Source organism: Leifsonia lichenia (assembly GCF_054780215.1).
The window spans coordinates 125,581-143,206 of record NZ_BAAGWT010000008.1 but is presented as its reverse complement, the minus strand read 5'-3'; the positions used below and the strand labels follow the sequence as shown (position 1 = coordinate 143,206).

Here is a 17,626-nt window from a genome sequence, read left to right as displayed (position 1 = left end):
GTCTACCGTCGCAGCTCGAACGTCGTCGTGCCGATCTTGATCGGGGTGTCGAGCGGGATCTGAGTCGGGACGGTGACGCGTCGGCCGTCGAGGAAGGTGCCGTTGGTGGAGTCGAGGTCCTGGACCATCCACTCGTCGTTCCACAGCAGCAGCCTGGCGTGATGCGTGGAGGTGTAGTCGTCGCGGATCACCAGACCGGACTCGCTCGACCGGCCGATGGTGATCGGGTCGCGGCCGAGCGGAAGCTCGGTGCCCTGGCGCGGACCGGAGGTGATCACGAGTCGGGTGGCGGACTGTGTGGTGGCCTTCGGGCGGCCGGTCGCGGTGTTCGCACCGGACGGGAGGCTGGAGACGGGAGCCGCCTGCATGGGCCTGCCCGCTGCCGCGCCGGTCGCCGCCTGGCCCGCCCCGCCCGGGGCGCCGACGAACGGGGATGCGGCCGGCGACGCTGCCTGGGCATCCGGAAGTTTGCGCACGCGCTGGCCGAACAGGTCGGTGCGCAGGGCGTAGACGATGCCGAAGACGAAAAGCCACAGCAGCAGGAGGAACCCGAACCGGAGCACGAGGAGCGTCAGCTCACTGGGGTTCACGATTCGCTCCAGAAGTTTCCGATGTCGTTGCGCCGTGTCACGTCCTCGGCGAAGCCCTGACCGGCGGACGGGGCGGGCGCCGCCTGCGGCAGCACTCGGAACACGATACGGGTTCGACCGATGGTGATGACGGATTCGGGCTCGAGGATCGCCTTGCGGACGGGCTGGCCGTTGAGCTGCGAGCCGTTCGTGGAGCCGAGATCCTGCACCTGCGCGCGCTGCCCGTCCCAGATGATCTGGACGTGCTTGCGGGAGATGCCGGTGTCGTCGACAGTGATGTCGGCGTCGCTGCCGCGCCCGATGACGGTGGTGGAGTGGGTGATCGGGTAACGCTTGCCGCCGATGTCGAGCACGGGCGTCCACGCGACGGCGCCCTTCACGTTCTCGGAGTCGACCTGCAGCATCCCCTCGCTGATGGAGGAGTCCTCCACGAGGTCGATGGAGATGCCGCCGGCGAACTGGTAGTGCTGGGCCGTGGCGTGCTGCTGCACGAACGAGACGAGCTCGTCGGTGAGCGCGGCTCCCATCCCGCGCATCCGCTTGTAGTCGGCGGGCGACATGCGCAACGCGAACCGGTTGGGCGCCAGGATGCGATCCCGCGTGACGACAGCGGCTTTGGTGTCCAGCTCCCGCCTCAGGGCGCTGGTGAGCTCGACCGGTTGCAGCCCCGACCGAAAGGTCTTCGCGAACGCGCCATTGACAGCACGTTCGAGACCTCTCTCGAAGTTGTCCAGTATGCCCACAGGTCTCCCGCTCCCGGCTCGCCGACTATGAGCATGTTAGTCGGAACGGGTGAGAAGGCACCGAAGGCGGCTGATTCGAAATGAATGCGACGGTCGTGTTAGTCTCTCCTAGTTCGCGCGAGTGGCGGAATTGGCAGACGCGCTGGCTTCAGGTGCCAGTGCTCGAAAGGGCGTGGGGGTTCAAGTCCCCCCTCGCGCACGGAGGGTGGTTCAGGATCCGGGTCACCGGATCGTGAAATGCTCCAAGCGAACGAAGAAAGGCCGGTCCGACGGAAACGTCTGGCCGGCCTTTCGCGTTGATCGCGGCGACCATGCGCTGATCTAGATCGCTCTCAGAAGCTGTGAGGCGTGCTAGTCGCCCCGTGTCTTGGTGAAGTCCGACGGCTTCCAGGTGCCGTCGAATGCCGCCTGTTGCGGTCCGTAGATGCGGAAGTAGGCGAACCACTGAGTGCCTGGGTTCGTCTGCAGCCACGCCGTCTTGTCTTCCGGCGCCGTGGGGCCGAAGCGGAGCGTGATGTTGCCGTCCGCGTCGGGTTTCAGGTCGTCGCGGAGCGAGGTGAGCACCGGCTTGAACTGCTCCGTCTTGATCTCGGACCGCGTGTCGAGGTCGTAGAGGGTGACCGACCAGAACTGACTCTCGGGTACCGGTGTCGGAACCGTCAGCTCGTATGCGCTTCCGCCTTCGAGCGCGTCACCGTCTGCGTCGCGGCTCCCCAGCCAGTAGATCGACCCTGCGCCCTCACTGTGCCGGAACATCATCGGGGTCTCGAGGGTCGCCTGGTAGAACCAGCGTTCCCGCACGGACAGCCGGAGGAAATCCTTCTCGTAGTAACCGTTGTCGCCCTCGGCGTAGACCACCCATTCCCACTGGCGGTCGGGCCAGACCAGCCGTTCGGGGTTGTCGTCGGCGAACGCAGCGACGACAAGCTGCTCGTTTGCTTTCGCGGCCGCCTCGGTCAGGACGGCACGCAGATTGTCATCCGGCTCGAACGGGCGATCTTTCCGCAGTCCGAGATCGGCGAGTGCGCCGTACTGGGCGTAGTACCGCGACGGCAGCACATCACCGTCGAGCGCCCGCTTGTACGTCTCCCACACCGCGAACGTTCCGTCCACCTCGACGGGGTCGGCGATCAACTGCCGATCGGACACATCCTGGAAGTCGTTGGCGGGCGGGTCGCCCGCATCCTCGAGTAGATGGAACCGCAGCGTTCGCAGCAGATCCAGACCAGCCTGCACGTCCGGCAGCGGCGCCCGCACGCAGACAAGGAAACGGTTCGTCTCCAACCGGCGCACCAGGTAGCCCTCCGGGATGTCGCCGGTGTGACCGGGAGGCAGGAACAGGTAGCGGGCGCCCTTGCCCTGCTCCTCGCCGACGAGTCCCACGTTCGTGACGAAGTGGAAGTTCGCGTCGTCGATCACCCCGAGGATCGGGCCAGACGGGACCTCGAGCACCAGAGGTCCGGCGGACGCGTCACCCCAGGCGAGCCCGTATGGAGTGTCGGAGTTCTGCGTGAGCGTGACGATGTCGGGCGTGGTCAACTGAATCAGGAACCCGCGGTTCACCTGCGCCCCGTACTTTTCGAGGGCCTCGAAGTTCAACTGCATCGACAAGGTGGGATAGAAGAACTTGTACGCCTCCACCGCTCGCGAGAGCAGAGCCTCCCGGCGGATTCGGACGACTTCCTCGAACGACGGCAGACTCTTCATGCGATTCCCTCCCGTTGCGCAGCGCCAGCGGCGTGCGCCTTTTGCCCGCAATCTATCGACACCGATACGTGGCGGTATAGGGGGCGTGCTCGTTGGTAACAGGACACTGGTCCACGGACGTCCATCACCGAATCCGCCAGAGGCCCGCACAAGCGATGGCACGATCGGTGCATGGCAGCCGGGAGCATACCTGGACTGCCACGCTAGACGATGAGCGCCTGCAGCCGCCGCACCACATCCAGGTAGTCGGCCGTCCACACGAGGCGGACGACGGTGGCTGCGCCGAGGGATGCGTCCTCTCCGGTGCGGGAGACCGCATCCGCCAGGCGCTGGTCGAGGCCGGGGTCCGCGTCGAGGGGCGGCGGCGGGTCGGCGCGGGTGAGGAGGTCGCGGCCGAGGTCGTCGTACCAGCGGGTCAGGCGGTCCGCCTGTCGCTGCAGGGAGTCGCGGGCGCCGTCGAGGTCGCCCTGCGCGGGATGCTGGCCGCGCCAGACGTCGATCAGGGAGTCGCCGGCGAGGCGGACCCCTGCCACTCCGGTGACCAGTGCGGTCACCTGGGCGAGCGGGTGGCGCTTGGTGCCGCGCTCGGACAGATAGGTGCGGAAGGTGTCGTCGAGGCGGCGGGAGGAGGCGGCGGCGCGGAGAGACTGTGCGGTGGGGCGGGGGATCTCGGTGGCCGCGGACTCGCACCTGGTCAGGCCGTAGGAGACCGCGGCTGAGAGGTAGCGCAGGCCGTCGCTGTACGCCTCCGCCAGCGCCTGGCGGAGGGCGGCCGAGGCGCCGCGCGGCCAGAACAGCACGCCGACGAGCAGGCTGACGCCGCAGCCGATGGCGATGTCCTCGATGCGGAGCAGGCCGACCGTCCAGCCGGTCGGCACGATGATGTTGAAGAGCAGCACCAGCGTGATCGTGAACGCGGCCTGGCCCGCAGCGAACGAGATCGCGGCCGGGGCGATGCCCGCCAGCAGGATCGCGAACGGCAGGAGGATCCACAGGGCCACCGTGTTCGTGCCGATCGCGAAGAGCAGCAGGGCGCCGACGACGACGCCGAGCGCGGTGCCGAGCACGCCGCGCAGCGCCGTCTGACCGGTGCTGAGGGCGTTCGAGCGGAGCACGGACAGCGTGCCGAGCACTACCCAGAACGAGTGCTGGACGCCCGTGACGTCCGCCAGCAGCACCGCGATCCCGAGCGCCGCCGCACCCCGGATGCTGTTCCTCAGCCACACGGAATGCCAGGTGAAGTAGCCGCTCGCCCTCTCCTCCGCGGCCGACAGCGGGCCGGGAACATCCCCCGGCTGCCTGCCGAGGACGCGCTGCCACCAGGTGCGGCGCTCCGCCCTCGCGGTCAGGGCGATGTTCCTCGCGGCCTGGTCGACGGCGCGGCTGAGCTCCTGCGCCCGGAACCCGGGGTCGAGCGCGGAGACGAGACGGTCGCTGCCGTCTGCGCTCACCGGAAGCGTCGGCACGGCCATCGCCGCCGAGTACACCGCGGCGCGCGACTCGGCGAGGCGGCGCAGGGCGGCCTCGAGCGGCTCGGGGTCGCCGCCGGTCTGTCTCAGGAGCTCTGCGCCCGCATCCAGTGCCTCGGCTGCGGCGAGCTTGGTCTGGAGCGCCGCCTCGCGCACCGGAGACGGACGCGACGACCCGAGCGGAGGGGACAGGACCGACTGGGAGATCTGCACGTTCAGCCAGGTGAGCTCGTCGACCAACCGGACAACGGTGCGCGCCGGTGTGCTCAGTCCGGTCGGGCGGTATGGGGATGCGAGGAAGACGGACTGCAGACCGGCGACGGCCGCATCCGCTGTCGCGACGGCCTGGGTGCGGGCCGTCGCACGGGCGGGGTCGCCGTCACCGCGCAGATAGTCGACATCGGCGCGGAGACGGGCCGCCAGCGCACCGGCGGCAGACGCTGCCGGGGCGCGCAACGGCTCCCTCGTGGGTGCGGGCCAGAGCACCGCGATGGCGATGAACCCGACCACCGCGGCCATCCCCCAGCCCAGCAGGCGCGGCGGGATGGAGTCGACGGTTCCCGGCAGGGTCACCGGCAGAATGAACGCCAGCAGCAGAGACGTGCTCGCGGAGGCCAGCACCGAGCTGACCGTCCCGGCGAACAGCACGGCGAACGCGACGACCGCCATCGCGGCAACGGCCAGCCACACGGGACGGGACGCCAGGGTTCCGAGGCACACGAACGCGGCTCCGGTGATCGCCAGCGCGAGCTGCGCCTGGAGCCGCTCGCGCATCGGCCCGGCGAAGTCGACCAGCATCAGCATGGCGAACGACCCGAACGCGGCGAACGTCGCCACCTGGGCGTCGCGCAGGACGATGCTGCAGAACGCGAACAGCAGCGGCATGACGATGGCTGTGCGGGTTGCGCGGCGCAGGGCGGCGAAGCCAGGGTCGTGGCGGGCGAACCAGGTCGACACGGCGAACGCCATCGTGCCCTCTCGCCCCGGGGACAGCGGACGGGCTCTGGCCGTGCCGTCCGGAGGCGGCGACCCACCGCGCATGGCGGAAGTGTATCCCCGAACCGTGCCGAGCGAACCCGGATCGTGGATCGAGCCACCCCTCGTTCCGCTTCCCTAGATCGGCTAGCTTTGTCAGGTCGGGGCCAGCCGGGGCTCCGCGCAGCCGAGAGCGGGGACATGACGAACGACAGCGCGAGCACATCCGGATGGCGGGCGTTCTGGGAACGCGGCGGCTGGTGGAAGGCCGTGCTCGTCGCGGCTGTCTACATGGCTCTGTACCTCGGGGTCGGCTGGCTGATCGGGCGGCTGTGGGGCAGCGCGATCACCGAGGGCGGCCCGCTGGGGAGCGCGGTCAACGTGCTGCTCTTCCTGGTGCTGCCGATCGGGATCGGGGCCGTCATCATCGTGGCGTTCCTCGTGCTCTCCGGACTGGTGCGCCGCGTGTTCGCCGCCCAGCCGGTGCGCGGCCGCTGGTGGATGTGGATCGCCGTCGCGGTGGTCGCATACCCGATCGTGCTGCGGCTGATCGGGATCGACTACGGGTCATTCGCGCCCGGCGTCGTGCCGCTCACGCTGCTCGCCGGGGTGTTCATCGGCGTGGCGGAGGAACTGGTGACCCGCGGCGCCGCCGTGACCCTGCTGCGCAACGCCGGGCACAGCGAGCTGGTCGTCGCCGTGCTGTCGTCGACGATCTTCGCCCTCATGCACACCGCCAACGCGATCGGCACCGGGTTCACCCCCGCTGTGCTCATCACCATCCCGTACACCTTCTGCTTCGGGATGTGCATGTACCTCGTGATGCGGGCGACGGGCAGCATCGTCTGGGCGATCGTCGCGCACGCGCTCACCGACCCGACGCTCTTCCTCTCCACCGGCGGTATCGACACGGCGGCGACCGGGCACCAGAACGGGTTCCTCATCGTCGCGTCGACAGGGAACTGGACGGTGATCCTGATGGGGATCGTCGCTCTGTTCCTCGTCCGGGGGCGTGCTGACTACGGGGTCACGGCGAGCAGGTCGTCCACCGCCATGATCACGGGAGCGTTCGCGACGCCGCCGGACAAGTAGCCGGTGATCGCCAGTCCACCCGGCGACTGCATCCCGGCCGTGGCGTCGGTGATCGAGCGCTGCCAGGTGGTCGGCTCCGTCGTGCCGTCCGGCCACGCCCTGGCCTGGATGAGGGTGGGGCTGGAGCCTGTCACGCGCAGGCGCACCGCCAGTTTCGTGCCCGCCACGTAGGTCCCGGTCAGCGCGACCGACGACTGCAGCACCACTTCCGCTCCGCCGTTCGGGTCGACGCGGACGAGTTGAATGGTCACCTTGCCGACCGAGGACACGATGACCTTCGCCTGATACGAGCCGGTGGTGACGACGCGCCTGCCCGAGAGGGAGATGTACACGTTGCCGGATGACGGCAGCTTGTCGACCGAGACGTTGAGGCGCAGATCGGTGTTGGCCGAGCTCACCCCGGTGAGCCTGGTCGTGCCTCCCGAACCGGCAGGCAACTGGATGAAGCCCGCGCTCGATCCGACAGAGTAGAGGGATGCGCTGCCCGCGACCGTCCACGGGCCGCCGGTCGGAGCCGTCCCCCAGCCGTTCGCGATGACACGGTCGAAGCCGTCCGTGGCGAGCGACCCTGCCGGCGGCGGGGGAGCTGTGACGGCGAACGTCTTCGTGGTCGTCCCGCTTGCTCCGCCGTCGTCGGTCACTGTGAGTCTCGCCGTGTACGTTCCGGCAGCCGGGTATGTGTGGCCGGCCGTGCCCCCTGTGCCGGTGGCGCCATCGCCGAAGTCCCACGCGAACGTGCTGATCGTGCCGTCCGGATCGCTCGATGCCGCCCCGTTGAACGAGCAGGCCAGGTCGGTGCACGCGTTGGTGAAGCTCGCCGTCGGCGGTTGGTTGCCCCCGCCTCCGCCCGGTGCGATCGTGAACGAGTCTGCGAAGTTCCCTCCCGCCGCCCGCGCGAACGATGCGCTGAGCTGGGTCGCCGTCGCTGTGACGTCGAGCGACCCGTATGTCGGCGTGAGGTTCGCGCCGGACTCCGCGGCGAAGTAGTTCGCCTCCGGATCGGCTGCGTTGATGTTGTAGAGCCCGTTGCCCCCTGTGCCCACGGTCGCGAACACCGTGCCGGCTCCCTTCACCATCGACGCGTCGGAGTCGGAGACACAGCTCGCGGAGTACGTGCCGGGCACGATGGCGCTGCACGCTCCGCCGAGGGCGAGCTGGTTGGTGCGCTGATACAGGTGCTCGTGTCCGGTGACGACCAGGTCGACGCGCTTGCCCACGAGCAGGTTCATCAGGTCGGCGCCCGCCTCGCAGGCGTACTGGCCCATCGAGAGGCAGGGTTTGTGCATCCCGACCACCACCCACGGGATGTTCGCGGTGCGCGCGCCGTCGATGGCCGCGGCCGTCCAGGCGTAGTGGGAGGTGCCTGTGTTGTACGTCCAGGTTCCGTCCGCGAACGGAAGGCCGGGCGAGATCATCACGAAGCGCACGAGCGGAGCGCCCTGCGGGACGTCCACGTAGTACTGCCGCCCGTAGGTGCCGATCGCGCCGGGGAGCTGGTTGGGCAGGCAGGCGCCGAAGTCGTTGATGTTGCCGTTCTGGCCGCTGCTCTCGTGGTTGCCGGAGACGAGCTCGAACGGGAAGCCGGCGCCGACGGCCTGCGTCACGCTGTCGCACCACGTTTGCTCGTCGCCGACGGCTCCGTACGACAGATCGCCGACGGCGAGGTGGAGATCGGGATGCAACGCGCCGATGCCGGCGAGCACGGCGGTCGCATTGGCTGAGGTGCCGTAGTCGCCCGACGCGGTGAAGTGCACACTGGCCGCGTTTGGCGCGATGCCCGCCGCGCCTCCTGGCGCGGTCAGGACGAGTGCTGCGAGAGTGAGGCCGACGATCGCGGCCGCGGTGGTTCGTCGAGCAGGCATTGGAGCGCTCCTTCGCAGCTCACGACTGTGCTCTGCTGCCACGGAGGCGCGTGCCCCCGTAGAGGCAGTGACCCTGTGCGGGCCTGGCACTCAGGGTAGTCCCGCGCACGGGCGCAACGGAAGGGAAACTGAGAAATGCTCGCGAGGAGAGCCGCCTAGACTCGTGCTGTGCCCGACGACATCCCGGTTCTGAGCGAGGCGCTGTTCGAGACGTTCGGGAGCGGAAGCTGGGCCTTCCTGCCCGCCACGACGCCAGAGGCGCTCGCCGCAGCCCTGGATGCGCGCATCGCCGACGACCGGTTCCGGCTGGCCGAGAACCCCGGCCTTGGTGACGGTCCCGGCCTGCTCGTGCTCACCGCTCCGGTCAACGGCTGGGTGATCCTCCTTGGCGCGAGCGAGACGGTCGGGGCTGCGGCGGCGGTCCTCAGCGAGGGGATCGGCGTCTTCCAGGCCATGATCGACGTGCGGCTGCCCGCGATGAGCTGGGCGCACGTCGAGGGCGGCGTGCCGACGCGCACGGTCTCCGTCGAGCTCGGCGACGACGGCGACCTCGTCAGCAGGACCACCGGCGACCCGCTGCCGTTCGAGGGCGACCGGCTCGTGCTGCCGACGTCGCAGCACGGCTACGACCCGTTCTTCTACCCGCTGGCGATCCTCGCGGAACACGGGGTGACGCTGGAGGTGCTTGCCGAGGCGCTGCGACGGCCGAGCGTCACGCTCGCCCTCGCCTGAGCCGGGTTCGGCCGTCGGATCGCTGAGCGTCAGCTCGGCGTGACCCGGTAGTTCAGGAACACCGTTCCGTTCGCGAACCGCCGCTCGTCCAGCAGCTCCAGCCCGAGTTTCAGACCGCGCGGCAGCGCCGGGGTTCCCCCGCCGACCGCGACGGGCACCAGGATCAGCCGCACCTCGTCCACGAGCCCCGCCCGCAGCGCCGCAGCCGCGATGGTCGGGCCGCCGATGCCGACGTCTCCGGGAGCCGCGGCGACGATGGCGCGCACCGCATCCGGATCGAACGTGCGCTCGAGGCTGGTGCGCGGGGTCGAGACGGCGTCGAGCGTTGCCGAGTACACGACTTTGTCCGCGCCCCGCCAGATCCCGGCGAAGTCGACGACCACCGGCGACTCGCCCGGATCGTCGCCGAAGGTTTGCCAGACCTGCATGGTCTCGTACATGCGCCTGCCGTACAGGTAGGTGGATGTGCTGCGCTCCAGGTCGTTGACGAAGGCGTGCACCTCCTCGTCCGGAGCAGCCCAGTCGAAGCTGCCGGACGTGTCTGCGGTGTAGCCGTCGACGGACGCGATGGCGGAGTAGAGGAGACGTGGCATCGGTGGTACCTCCCGCACCGACTTTACCCGCCCGGCGGAATCAGCGTTTACGACGTCGCCCAGGCGGCGTATGGTGTGGAACCAGCTATCCGACTCTGCAGGACGTACCCCCGCGTCCGTGCCAGTGGAAGGAGACGGCATGTCGACACGCTCGATCCATAACGAGAGCAGCGCGAGACCGCAGCGATTCCACGGCGCGCTCCGGGCGGTCGCCGCTCTCGTCGTGCTCGTCCTGGTGACCGCGACGTTCACGCTTCTCGCTCCTGTCGATCGGGCGGACGCCACGGTGCCCGGCTCGCCGGGAACACCGCAGCCGGGCACCGTCGTCTACACCGAGGACTTCGAGAACAACACCGGTCCGTCGGCCACCAACTTCGCAAACTACGTCGGCGCGACAGGTGCCGCATACACCGGCTCGCCGTTCTGGATCAACGGCGCGCGCTGCAACGGAGTCATCCTCAATTACTCCCAGGCGACCACGCCCGCCTTCGCGCTGTCGGGGACGAGCGCGGCCGACTCCGGCGTGAACGGGCGCTGCTCCGACTCGCCCGGGGTGCGCAGCTATCAGTTCCTCCGGATGCTCGCGCGCGGCATGGGCCAGCAATTCACGCCCGGTTCCCCCACGACCGACAACGTCGTCAGCTCGTACACCGAGTGTCAGAGTTCGGCGACGGCCGGCGGCACCTGCGACGTCCTGCCGACCGGTTCGACCGTCGCCTCCGGCTCTGTGCTGTTCCGCACGGTCCAGCCGATCGCGACGTCGCTGAACCACTACTACGTCTTCGGCGTGGACAGCGCATACATCAACTGCGGTGCGGCGGCCTCGGATCCCGGCTATCAGTTCCAGACCATCGATCCCGCGACGGGGACAGCGACCAACCTCGGCAGCGCCCTCGATGGATGCGCGACCACCAGCGACCCCAACGTCCGGACGTTCACGCAGTCCGTCACCAGCAACGTCGGCGGCGCGTTCGGCACGGTGACGAAGGTCGTGCGCATCAACTCGATGACGACCACCCAGGCGTTCAAGGCGGCAGGCGCATCCATGGGCCTGCAGATGTACAACACCAACGGCGTGACCAACGGCAACGACGGCGCCTTCGACAATCTGCGGCTGGTGGATGTGACCCCGCAGCTCGACAAGTCGTTCAGCCCGGCACTCATCGCCCCTGGAGGGGTCTCGACCCTGACCTTCACGATCACGAACACCGACGAGATCAACGCGAAGAACGACTGGAACTTCGCCGACACCCTGCCGGCCGGCGTCGTGATCGCGCCGACACCGGCTATCGGCGGAACGTGCGCCCAGACGGCGGGGACGGCGCCGTTCGTCAGGACGGGCGTGGCAGGGTCGAACGTCTTCACCGTCACCGGCGGCGACCTGGCCAACAACCAGGCCTCATGCACCGTGACCGTCGCGGTCACATCCGCCGCAGAGGGCTCGTACGTCAACGGTCCTGCGAACGTGGTGACGAACCTCAACCCTCCGGGCAGCACCACCCTCACCGTTCGTGCGCCGCGCATCGAGCTGAGCAAGGCACTGGGCGCCCCACGCCAGTCCGACACCGACCAGTTCACCACGCAGCTCCGCGTCGGCGGGCCGACGGGCACGGTCGTGAATGACACGACAGCGTCGACCACGACCGGCGGAGGCGCGACGGTCGACCCCGGCACGGGCACCACCGGAAGTGTCGTGGCGACCGAGGGCACCGCATACACGCTGACCGAGGTTGCAGCAGGGACCACGGTGCTCGCCTCGTATGCGAGCACCATCACCTGCACGGACACGTTCGGATTGCAGCCCGGACTGCCGACGAATGCGCCGTTCACCGGCTCCCTGACGCTCACCCCGGTGGCCGGAGCGGACATCCACTGCACGCTGTCGAACACGGCGCAGCCCATCCTGGACCTGACGAAACAGGGGACAGGTGTGACCGGTCCGGATGCGGCGGGCGACTACAGCGCGCACTACACGGTCACGGTCGCCAACTCCTCCTCCGTGCCCGGCACCTTCGGCCCGCTGGTCGACACTCCGGCTTTCGCGCCGAACCTGGCAGTCACCGGCGCTTCGTGGACCGTCTCCGGTGCGGGGGCGCCGCCCGGAGGGTCCGCGACAGGGGCTGGACCGTTCTCGCTAGCTCCAGGCGGGTCCGCCATCGCGGCACGCACCGCGTTCGTCTATGCAGTCGACGTGCAGTTCCACTACACCGACACAACCCAGGCAGTCGACTGCGCCGGTCCTGGCACCGGCCTCTACAACTCCGCGTCCGTGACCGGAGAGACCGGCGGCACCGGAGACAACGCGGCCTGCCTCGCCGCACCGGCACCTCCGGCGCCCGGGATCGCGCTGATCAAGACCGCGAGCACGAACGATCTGACCGTCGGAACCACGATCATGTACACGTTCGTCGCCACGAACACCGGCAACGTCGGCCTCTCCGCCATCCAGCTCGTCGACCACGACTTCACTGGCGCAGGCACGCTCTCGCCGATCTCCGGATGCGCGCCCGCCCTGGGTTCGACCCTCGCCCCCGGCGCGACCCTGACCTGTTCGGCCACCTACGTCGTGCAGCAGGCAGACGTGGACACGGGAATCGTGTCGAACGCGGCGACGGTCACCGGAACTCCGCCCGTCGGTCCGGCGGTCACGGCTTCGTCGACCACGAATGTCCCTGGGACCGAATCGCCGGGGCTGGTGTTGCAGAAGCTGGCTGACGCCTCCGCGGTGACCGCCCCGGCGACCGTCGGTCAAACGGTGACCTACCGGTTCACCGCCACGAACACCGGAGACGTGACGCTGCACTCCGTGGGTATCACCGACGATCTCGCGGGCATCTCGTCGCTGGTCTCCGTGTGGCCGGGAACGACCGGCATCCTCGCACCCGGGCAGAGCGTGACGGCGACGGCGACATACGAGATCACCCAGGCGGACATCGACGCGGGCCACGTCGCCAACAGCGCGACCGCCGCGGGGATCGCACCGGATCTGACCCCGATTCCATCGAACCCGTCCTCCACCGACACCCCGTTGACGAGCGGGCCGGCACTCGCTATCACGAAGACCGTCGACAGTTCCAGCGTGTCGAACCCCGCGGTCGTCGGGGAGGTCGTCGTCTACACGATCACCGCCACCAATACCGGCAATGTGACCCTCACCGATGTGACGGTCGCCGACCCGCTCGTCGGCATCACCCCGTTGATCGCCGCCTGGCCGGGGACGCCGGGCACGCTCGCTCCTGGCGAGAGCGTCACGGTCACGACGAGCTACGCGATCACCCAGGCGGACATCGACAGCGGTCACATCGCGAACAGTGCGACGGTCGTCGGTTCGCCGCCGACCGGCCCTCCCGTCGCGCCACCGCCGGCCACCACGGAGACTCCGCTCACGCCGGGGCCGGCGCTGACGTTCACCAAGGCGGCGGACACGTCGGCCCTGTCGACCCCGCCGGGGGCTGGCGACACGGTCACCTATCGCTTCACGGCCACCAACTCCGGCAACGTGACGCTCACGGACGTCACGATCACGGATGCGCTCAGCGGCCTCTCGACGCTCACGTACGACTGGCCGACACCCGCATCCCCTGGCGTGCTCACACCGGGAGAGACCGTGACGGCGAGTGCGACATACACGCTCACGGCCGCGGATGTCGACGCCGGCCACGTGGCCAACACCGCCACAGTGGTCGGCACGCCGCCGGCCGGAACCCCGGTGATGCCGCCTCCGGCGGGGACGGACACCCCGCTTCCGAGCGCCCCGGCGCTGACGCTGGCGAAGGTCGCTGACACGTCGGCGCTCTCAGCAGCGCCCGTGGTCGGAGAGACGGTCACCTACCGGTTCACGGTGACCAACACCGGCAACGTGACCCTCACCAGCGTGACGATCGCCGATGCGCTCGCCGGTCTCTCGACGCTGACGTACACCTGGCCGGCGCCGGCATCCCCTGGCGTGCTCGCGGCGCACGAGACCGCCACCGCGACCGCCACCTATCAGCTCACCCAGGCCGACGTGGATGCGGGCACCGTGCAGAACGCGGCGACCGCGACGGGTACCCCGCCCACAGGCGGACCCGTCACGACGCCGCCGGTCAGCGTCGACACACCGCTCCCTGGCATTTCGTCGCTGACACTTACGAAGGTGGCCGACGTGACCGGACTGACGGACCCGGTCAGTGCCGGTCAGACCATCGAGTACACGTTCGCGGCGACGAACACCGGCACGGTGACGCTCACCGGTGTGACGATCGCCGATCCGCTCGCCGGTCTCACCGCGCTGACATACACCTGGCCGACGCCGACGCCCGGACTGCTGGCCCCCGGGCAGACGGTCACCGCGACGGGTGCGTACACGCTTACGCAGGCCGACGTGGATGCGGGGGCCGTCACGAACACGGCGACGGCGACGGGCACCCCGCCTTCCGGGCCGCCGGTCACCGCGCCACCGGCGTCGACCGACACCCCGCTCGCCGCCGCACCGTCGATCGGACTCGTGAAGACAGCAGACACCAGCGCGCTCTCGACGCCGGTTCAGGTCGGCGACACCATCAGGTACTCACTCACCGCGACCAACACCGGGAACGTCACGCTCACCGGCGTCGACATCGCCGATCCGCTCGTCGGCCTCCCAGCGCTCGCGCTCGTCTGGCCGGGCGTCGTGGGCACACTGACCCCCGGCCAGTCCGTCACCGGGACGGCTGCATACACCCTCACGCAGACCGACGTGGATGCGGGATCGGTCACGAACACCGCGACCGCGACCGGCACGCCGCCCACAGGGCAGACGGTGACGACACCGCCGGTGACGGTGGTGACGCCGCTCGTCGAGAGCCCGGCGCTGACCCTCACGAAGGCGGCAGACGCATCCGGAGTGTCGAACCCGGCCGCGGTCGCTCAGAGCATCATGTTCGAGTTCACGGTGACCAACACCGGCAACGTCGCTCTGCGCGACGTTGCGATCGACGACCCGCTTGCCGGGCTCTCGGCCATCGCATACGCGTGGCCGGCCGGACCTGGCGAGCTCGAACCCGGCGAGAGCGTCACAGCGACCGCGACGTACCGTCTCACCCAGGCCGACCTCGACGCCGGCCGGGTGAGCAATACTGCGTTCGCCTCGGGCGTGTCTCCGGGTGGTGCGGCCGTGACGTCCGAACCGAGTACGGTGACGGTCGCGGTGCCGGCGCCGCCTGTGCAGCCGGGGCCGCCCGCGCCACCCGCGAGCGGGCTTCCGCCGACCGGGAGCGACATCGCCGCACTCCTTAGCTGCGGTGTGCTGCTGGTCGGGATCGGAGCGTACCTCGCCAGGAGGCGGAAGGGCGTGTGGGCCAGGTGAGTCTGGCCGCTGCGAGGCGGCCGTGCTCACATCCCTGCTGGGCCTGCTGCGCGCCCGCTCAGCCGACCTGCGGGAACAGCGCGCCCAGTGCGTGGAGCTCGCCCCCGAAGAACACCGGCACGACGAGGTCGAGCACGAATGCGATTCCGAAGGCGAGCGCCACCGCACCGGCCGCGATGACGACGAGCACGGAGAGCAAGCGCAGATACGCGTTCTCCGCGATCGAAGCGAGCACCCCTCGAGCCCGCTTGACCTGGGGCACCGCACCCGTGAACGGGAGTTGGTGGTTCAGTGTCGTCATCGTGGTTCCCCCTGGTTCGGCCGATGCATCCAGTCAACCCGGGAGTGAGAGCGCCGGCATCAGCCGCGGGTCGTGGAGGTGTCATCCGCCGGTATGATTCCCGGGGCGGGGACGATCGGTCGGAACGGCGACCAGGGGAGGGGTGTCGGTGACCCAGGAGAAGACGGCGCGGTCGCGCGGATCGCTGTGGATCGTGGTGGTGTCGATCGTGACGGCGCTCGCCCTCGGGGTGGGGATCACGGCGCTGGTGCTCGTGATCGGGGCGCGTGACGCATCCACCCCTCAGGCGTTGGTGTCCGCGTACCTCAGCGACGTGAAGCGCGGCGACGTGGAGGCGGCGACGAAGCTCGAGGGGCGGACGCACCGTGCGGTGGATGTGCTGCTCACCAACAAGGCGTACAAGAACGCGACCGACAGGGTGACGGCGTTCCGCATCGTGGGCGTCCGGCCGCACGGGCGCGACGCGACGGTCACGGCGGAGGTCACGGGCGGCGGCACGAAGAGCACGCGCGACTTCGCGGTCAGCCGAGGCGCGTGGACACCGGCCTCGCTCGTCGGCGTGGACACCTGGAAGCTCGCCCCGGTCACGCTCGGCACGGTCACGGTGACCATCGGCGCGCCCGGCCGGGTGGATGCGACCCTCGCCGGGGTGCCGCTCGGCTGGAAGGGCGCGACGCTGCGCCTCAACGCGTTCCCAGGCACGTACACGCTGGCGGCGTCCACCGGCAACGACTGGTTCACTCTCGCGGGCGCGAAGGCCTCGGTGACCGGCTTCGCCGACGACGTACAGCTTCAGGATGCGGCGGTCCTCACCCCGAAGGGCCTCGACTCCGCTCAGGCGTCCGCTCAGGCGTGGCTCGACCAGTGCGCTGCGTCGCCGGAAGCCCAGCCGGCCGGATGCTCGTTCGGCCTCAGCAGCGGAGCGGAGCCAGGCGAGATCTGGACCAACGCCGCGTGGACGGTGCAGAGCCGTCCGACGCTCACGGTGGGTCCGTGGGATTTCGGCTGCCACCTTCCTGACCAGGCCGCGGTGAGCGCCGGAGGCTGCTGGCCGGTCAAGACCGCGACGCCGGGCGCTGTCACGTTCCACGCCGACTTCTCGATGCCGGCGAGCGGCGACTCAGGAACCATCACTTCCACGGAGCCGATCGAGGCCGACGTGGAAGGCTCCATCTCCTCCTTCGGTGACGCGGGCGCGGTGTTCCAGTCGGTGACCTGGGGGCCGGGCACGCCGGCGGAGGGCAGCTAGGCGCTCGCCGTCAGCCGAGGTGCGGGGTCGCGCCGTCCCAGGTGAGCTGGCGCACGAGCATCCCGCGATAGGCGTACGAGTCGTCCCAGGAGTGGAAGACGAGCCAGTCTTTTCCGTGAAAACTGACGACGTTCTGGCCTCCGGGGCCGTGGAAGGTCCCGGCCGTGGAGGAGGAGGTGAGGAACGGCTTCTCCTGCGAGGTGAACGGCTGAGTCAGCGACGTGCCCGTCGCGGTGCCGATGGCGTAGTGGTCGCCGCCGTAGTCGTTCGCGGAGAAGAACAGCACGTAGACGCCGTCGCGCTTCACCAGGTCGGGTGCCTCGACCAGCGCGCCCTCCCAGGCCCTGTCCTGCTTGAGCAGCTTGACCGGCGCTCCGGCGAGGCTGAGGCCGTCGGCCGACAGCGGGGCGGTCTCGATCCAGGTGTCCAGGCTGCAGCAGTTGCCGTCCGTCTTCCAGAGCAGGTGGAGGCTGCCGTCGTCGTCGCGGAAGATGGCGGCGTCGATCGCGCCGCCCGCATCCACCGGGCAGACGAGTGCGGTGTCGGAGGCCGGGACGAAGGGGCCGCCGGGAGCGGTCGACGTCGCCGTGCCGATGCACTGGCGGCCGGATGCTGCATCCTGAGCGGTGACGTACATGACGAATGCGCCGGGGGAGACCTCGGCCACCTCGGGAGCCCAGGTCCGGCCGGGCTGCGCCCAGTCGGGCAGGGCGGTGAGCGCATCCGTCTGGGAGACCGTCCACTCGCGCAGGTCGGCGGAGGTCGCAGACCTCACCAGGAAGCCGGGTGTGTTCGTGGCGAACGCGTACGCCGTTCCGTCGTGGACGATCACGTCTGGGTCGGCGAAGTCCTGGTCGATCGCGAACGCCGGCCCGGCGTCCGCGGGGCCCGATGCCGAACCGGATGCGGTCCCCGATGCCGAGCCGGAGCCACCGGCCGAGCACCCGGTCAGCGTTGCCAGCGCAGCCAGCGCGGCGGCTGCCACCG

12 protein-coding genes and 1 tRNA gene are annotated in these 17,626 nt (G+C 69.6%); 5 read left to right on the top strand and 8 right to left on the bottom strand.

What is annotated here, in order from left to right; translation table 11 throughout:
* Positions 1-2: 2 nt before the first annotated feature.
* Positions 3-590, bottom strand: coding sequence for an FHA domain-containing protein FhaB/FipA (locus ACYVGI_RS13760; RefSeq protein ID WP_460633176.1), 588 nt, complete (start codon positions 588-590; stop codon positions 3-5).
* Positions 587-1,333 carry an FhaA domain-containing protein gene (locus ACYVGI_RS13755; RefSeq protein ID WP_460633175.1) on the bottom strand — a complete coding sequence of 249 codons (747 nt, stop codon included), beginning with the start codon at positions 1,331-1,333 and terminating at the stop codon, positions 587-589. The genes ACYVGI_RS13760 and ACYVGI_RS13755 overlap by 4 nt, the downstream gene beginning before the upstream one ends.
* Before the next feature lie 115 nt (positions 1,334-1,448).
* Between ACYVGI_RS13755 and ACYVGI_RS13750 the strand changes: the two genes are divergently transcribed.
* Positions 1,449-1,532 (top strand) — tRNA-Leu (locus ACYVGI_RS13750).
* 152 nt (positions 1,533-1,684) lie between these two features.
* Here the strand turns inward: ACYVGI_RS13750 and ACYVGI_RS13745 are convergent.
* Together ACYVGI_RS13745 and ACYVGI_RS13740 are read right to left on the bottom strand one after the other, a co-directional pair.
* The gene (locus ACYVGI_RS13745) at positions 1,685-3,040 is read right to left on the bottom strand and encodes a DUF1214 domain-containing protein (protein WP_460633174.1); all 1,356 of its coding nucleotides are present in this window, start codon (positions 3,038-3,040) and stop codon (positions 1,685-1,687) included.
* Positions 3,041-3,243: 203 nt separating this feature from the next.
* Positions 3,244-5,550 (bottom strand): FUSC family protein, encoded by a 2,307-nt coding sequence (locus ACYVGI_RS13740; RefSeq protein ID WP_460633173.1) that lies wholly within the window; start codon positions 5,548-5,550, stop codon positions 3,244-3,246.
* 135 nt (positions 5,551-5,685) lie between these two features.
* Between ACYVGI_RS13740 and ACYVGI_RS13735 the strand changes: the two genes are divergently transcribed.
* Entirely contained in the window at positions 5,686-6,576 is an 891-nt protein-coding gene (locus tag ACYVGI_RS13735; RefSeq protein WP_460633172.1) for a CPBP family intramembrane glutamic endopeptidase, read from the top strand.
* Here ACYVGI_RS13735 and ACYVGI_RS13730 read toward each other — a convergent pair.
* Positions 6,504-8,438 carry a PKD domain-containing protein gene (locus tag ACYVGI_RS13730; RefSeq protein WP_460633171.1) on the bottom strand — a complete coding sequence of 645 codons (1,935 nt, stop codon included), beginning with the start codon at positions 8,436-8,438 and terminating at the stop codon, positions 6,504-6,506. The two genes, ACYVGI_RS13735 and ACYVGI_RS13730, sit on opposite strands and share 73 nt — an antisense overlap.
* A gap of 168 nt (positions 8,439-8,606) precedes the next feature.
* On the opposite strand from ACYVGI_RS13730, the gene ACYVGI_RS13725 reads away from it, so the two are divergent.
* Positions 8,607-9,170 (top strand): hypothetical protein, encoded by a 564-nt coding sequence (locus ACYVGI_RS13725; RefSeq protein WP_460633170.1) that lies wholly within the window; start codon positions 8,607-8,609, stop codon positions 9,168-9,170.
* A 29-nt stretch (positions 9,171-9,199) separates the two neighbouring features.
* On the opposite strand, the gene ACYVGI_RS13720 is transcribed toward ACYVGI_RS13725, so the two are convergent.
* Positions 9,200-9,763, bottom strand: coding sequence for a dihydrofolate reductase family protein (locus ACYVGI_RS13720; RefSeq protein ID WP_460633169.1), 564 nt, complete (start codon positions 9,761-9,763; stop codon positions 9,200-9,202).
* 139 nt (positions 9,764-9,902) lie between these two features.
* On the opposite strand from ACYVGI_RS13720, the gene ACYVGI_RS13715 reads away from it, so the two are divergent.
* Complete coding sequence (locus ACYVGI_RS13715; protein ID WP_460633168.1) at positions 9,903-15,089, top strand: beta strand repeat-containing protein; 5,187 nt, start codon at positions 9,903-9,905, stop codon at positions 15,087-15,089.
* A 58-nt stretch (positions 15,090-15,147) separates the two neighbouring features.
* On the opposite strand, the gene ACYVGI_RS13710 is transcribed toward ACYVGI_RS13715, so the two are convergent.
* Positions 15,148-15,390: a hypothetical protein gene (locus ACYVGI_RS13710; RefSeq protein WP_460633167.1), complete on the bottom strand. Its 243-nt coding sequence runs from the start codon at positions 15,388-15,390 to the stop codon at positions 15,148-15,150.
* A 148-nt stretch (positions 15,391-15,538) separates the two neighbouring features.
* On the opposite strand from ACYVGI_RS13710, the gene ACYVGI_RS13705 reads away from it, so the two are divergent.
* Positions 15,539-16,639 carry a hypothetical protein gene (locus ACYVGI_RS13705; protein ID WP_460633166.1) on the top strand — a complete coding sequence of 367 codons (1,101 nt, stop codon included), beginning with the start codon at positions 15,539-15,541 and terminating at the stop codon, positions 16,637-16,639.
* Between the two features lie 10 nt (positions 16,640-16,649).
* Here ACYVGI_RS13705 and ACYVGI_RS13700 read toward each other — a convergent pair whose 3' ends face one another.
* Positions 16,650-17,624 carry a glycoside hydrolase family 43 protein gene (locus ACYVGI_RS13700; RefSeq protein WP_460633408.1) on the bottom strand — a complete coding sequence of 325 codons (975 nt, stop codon included), beginning with the start codon at positions 17,622-17,624 and terminating at the stop codon, positions 16,650-16,652.
* Positions 17,625-17,626 lie beyond the last annotated feature (2 nt).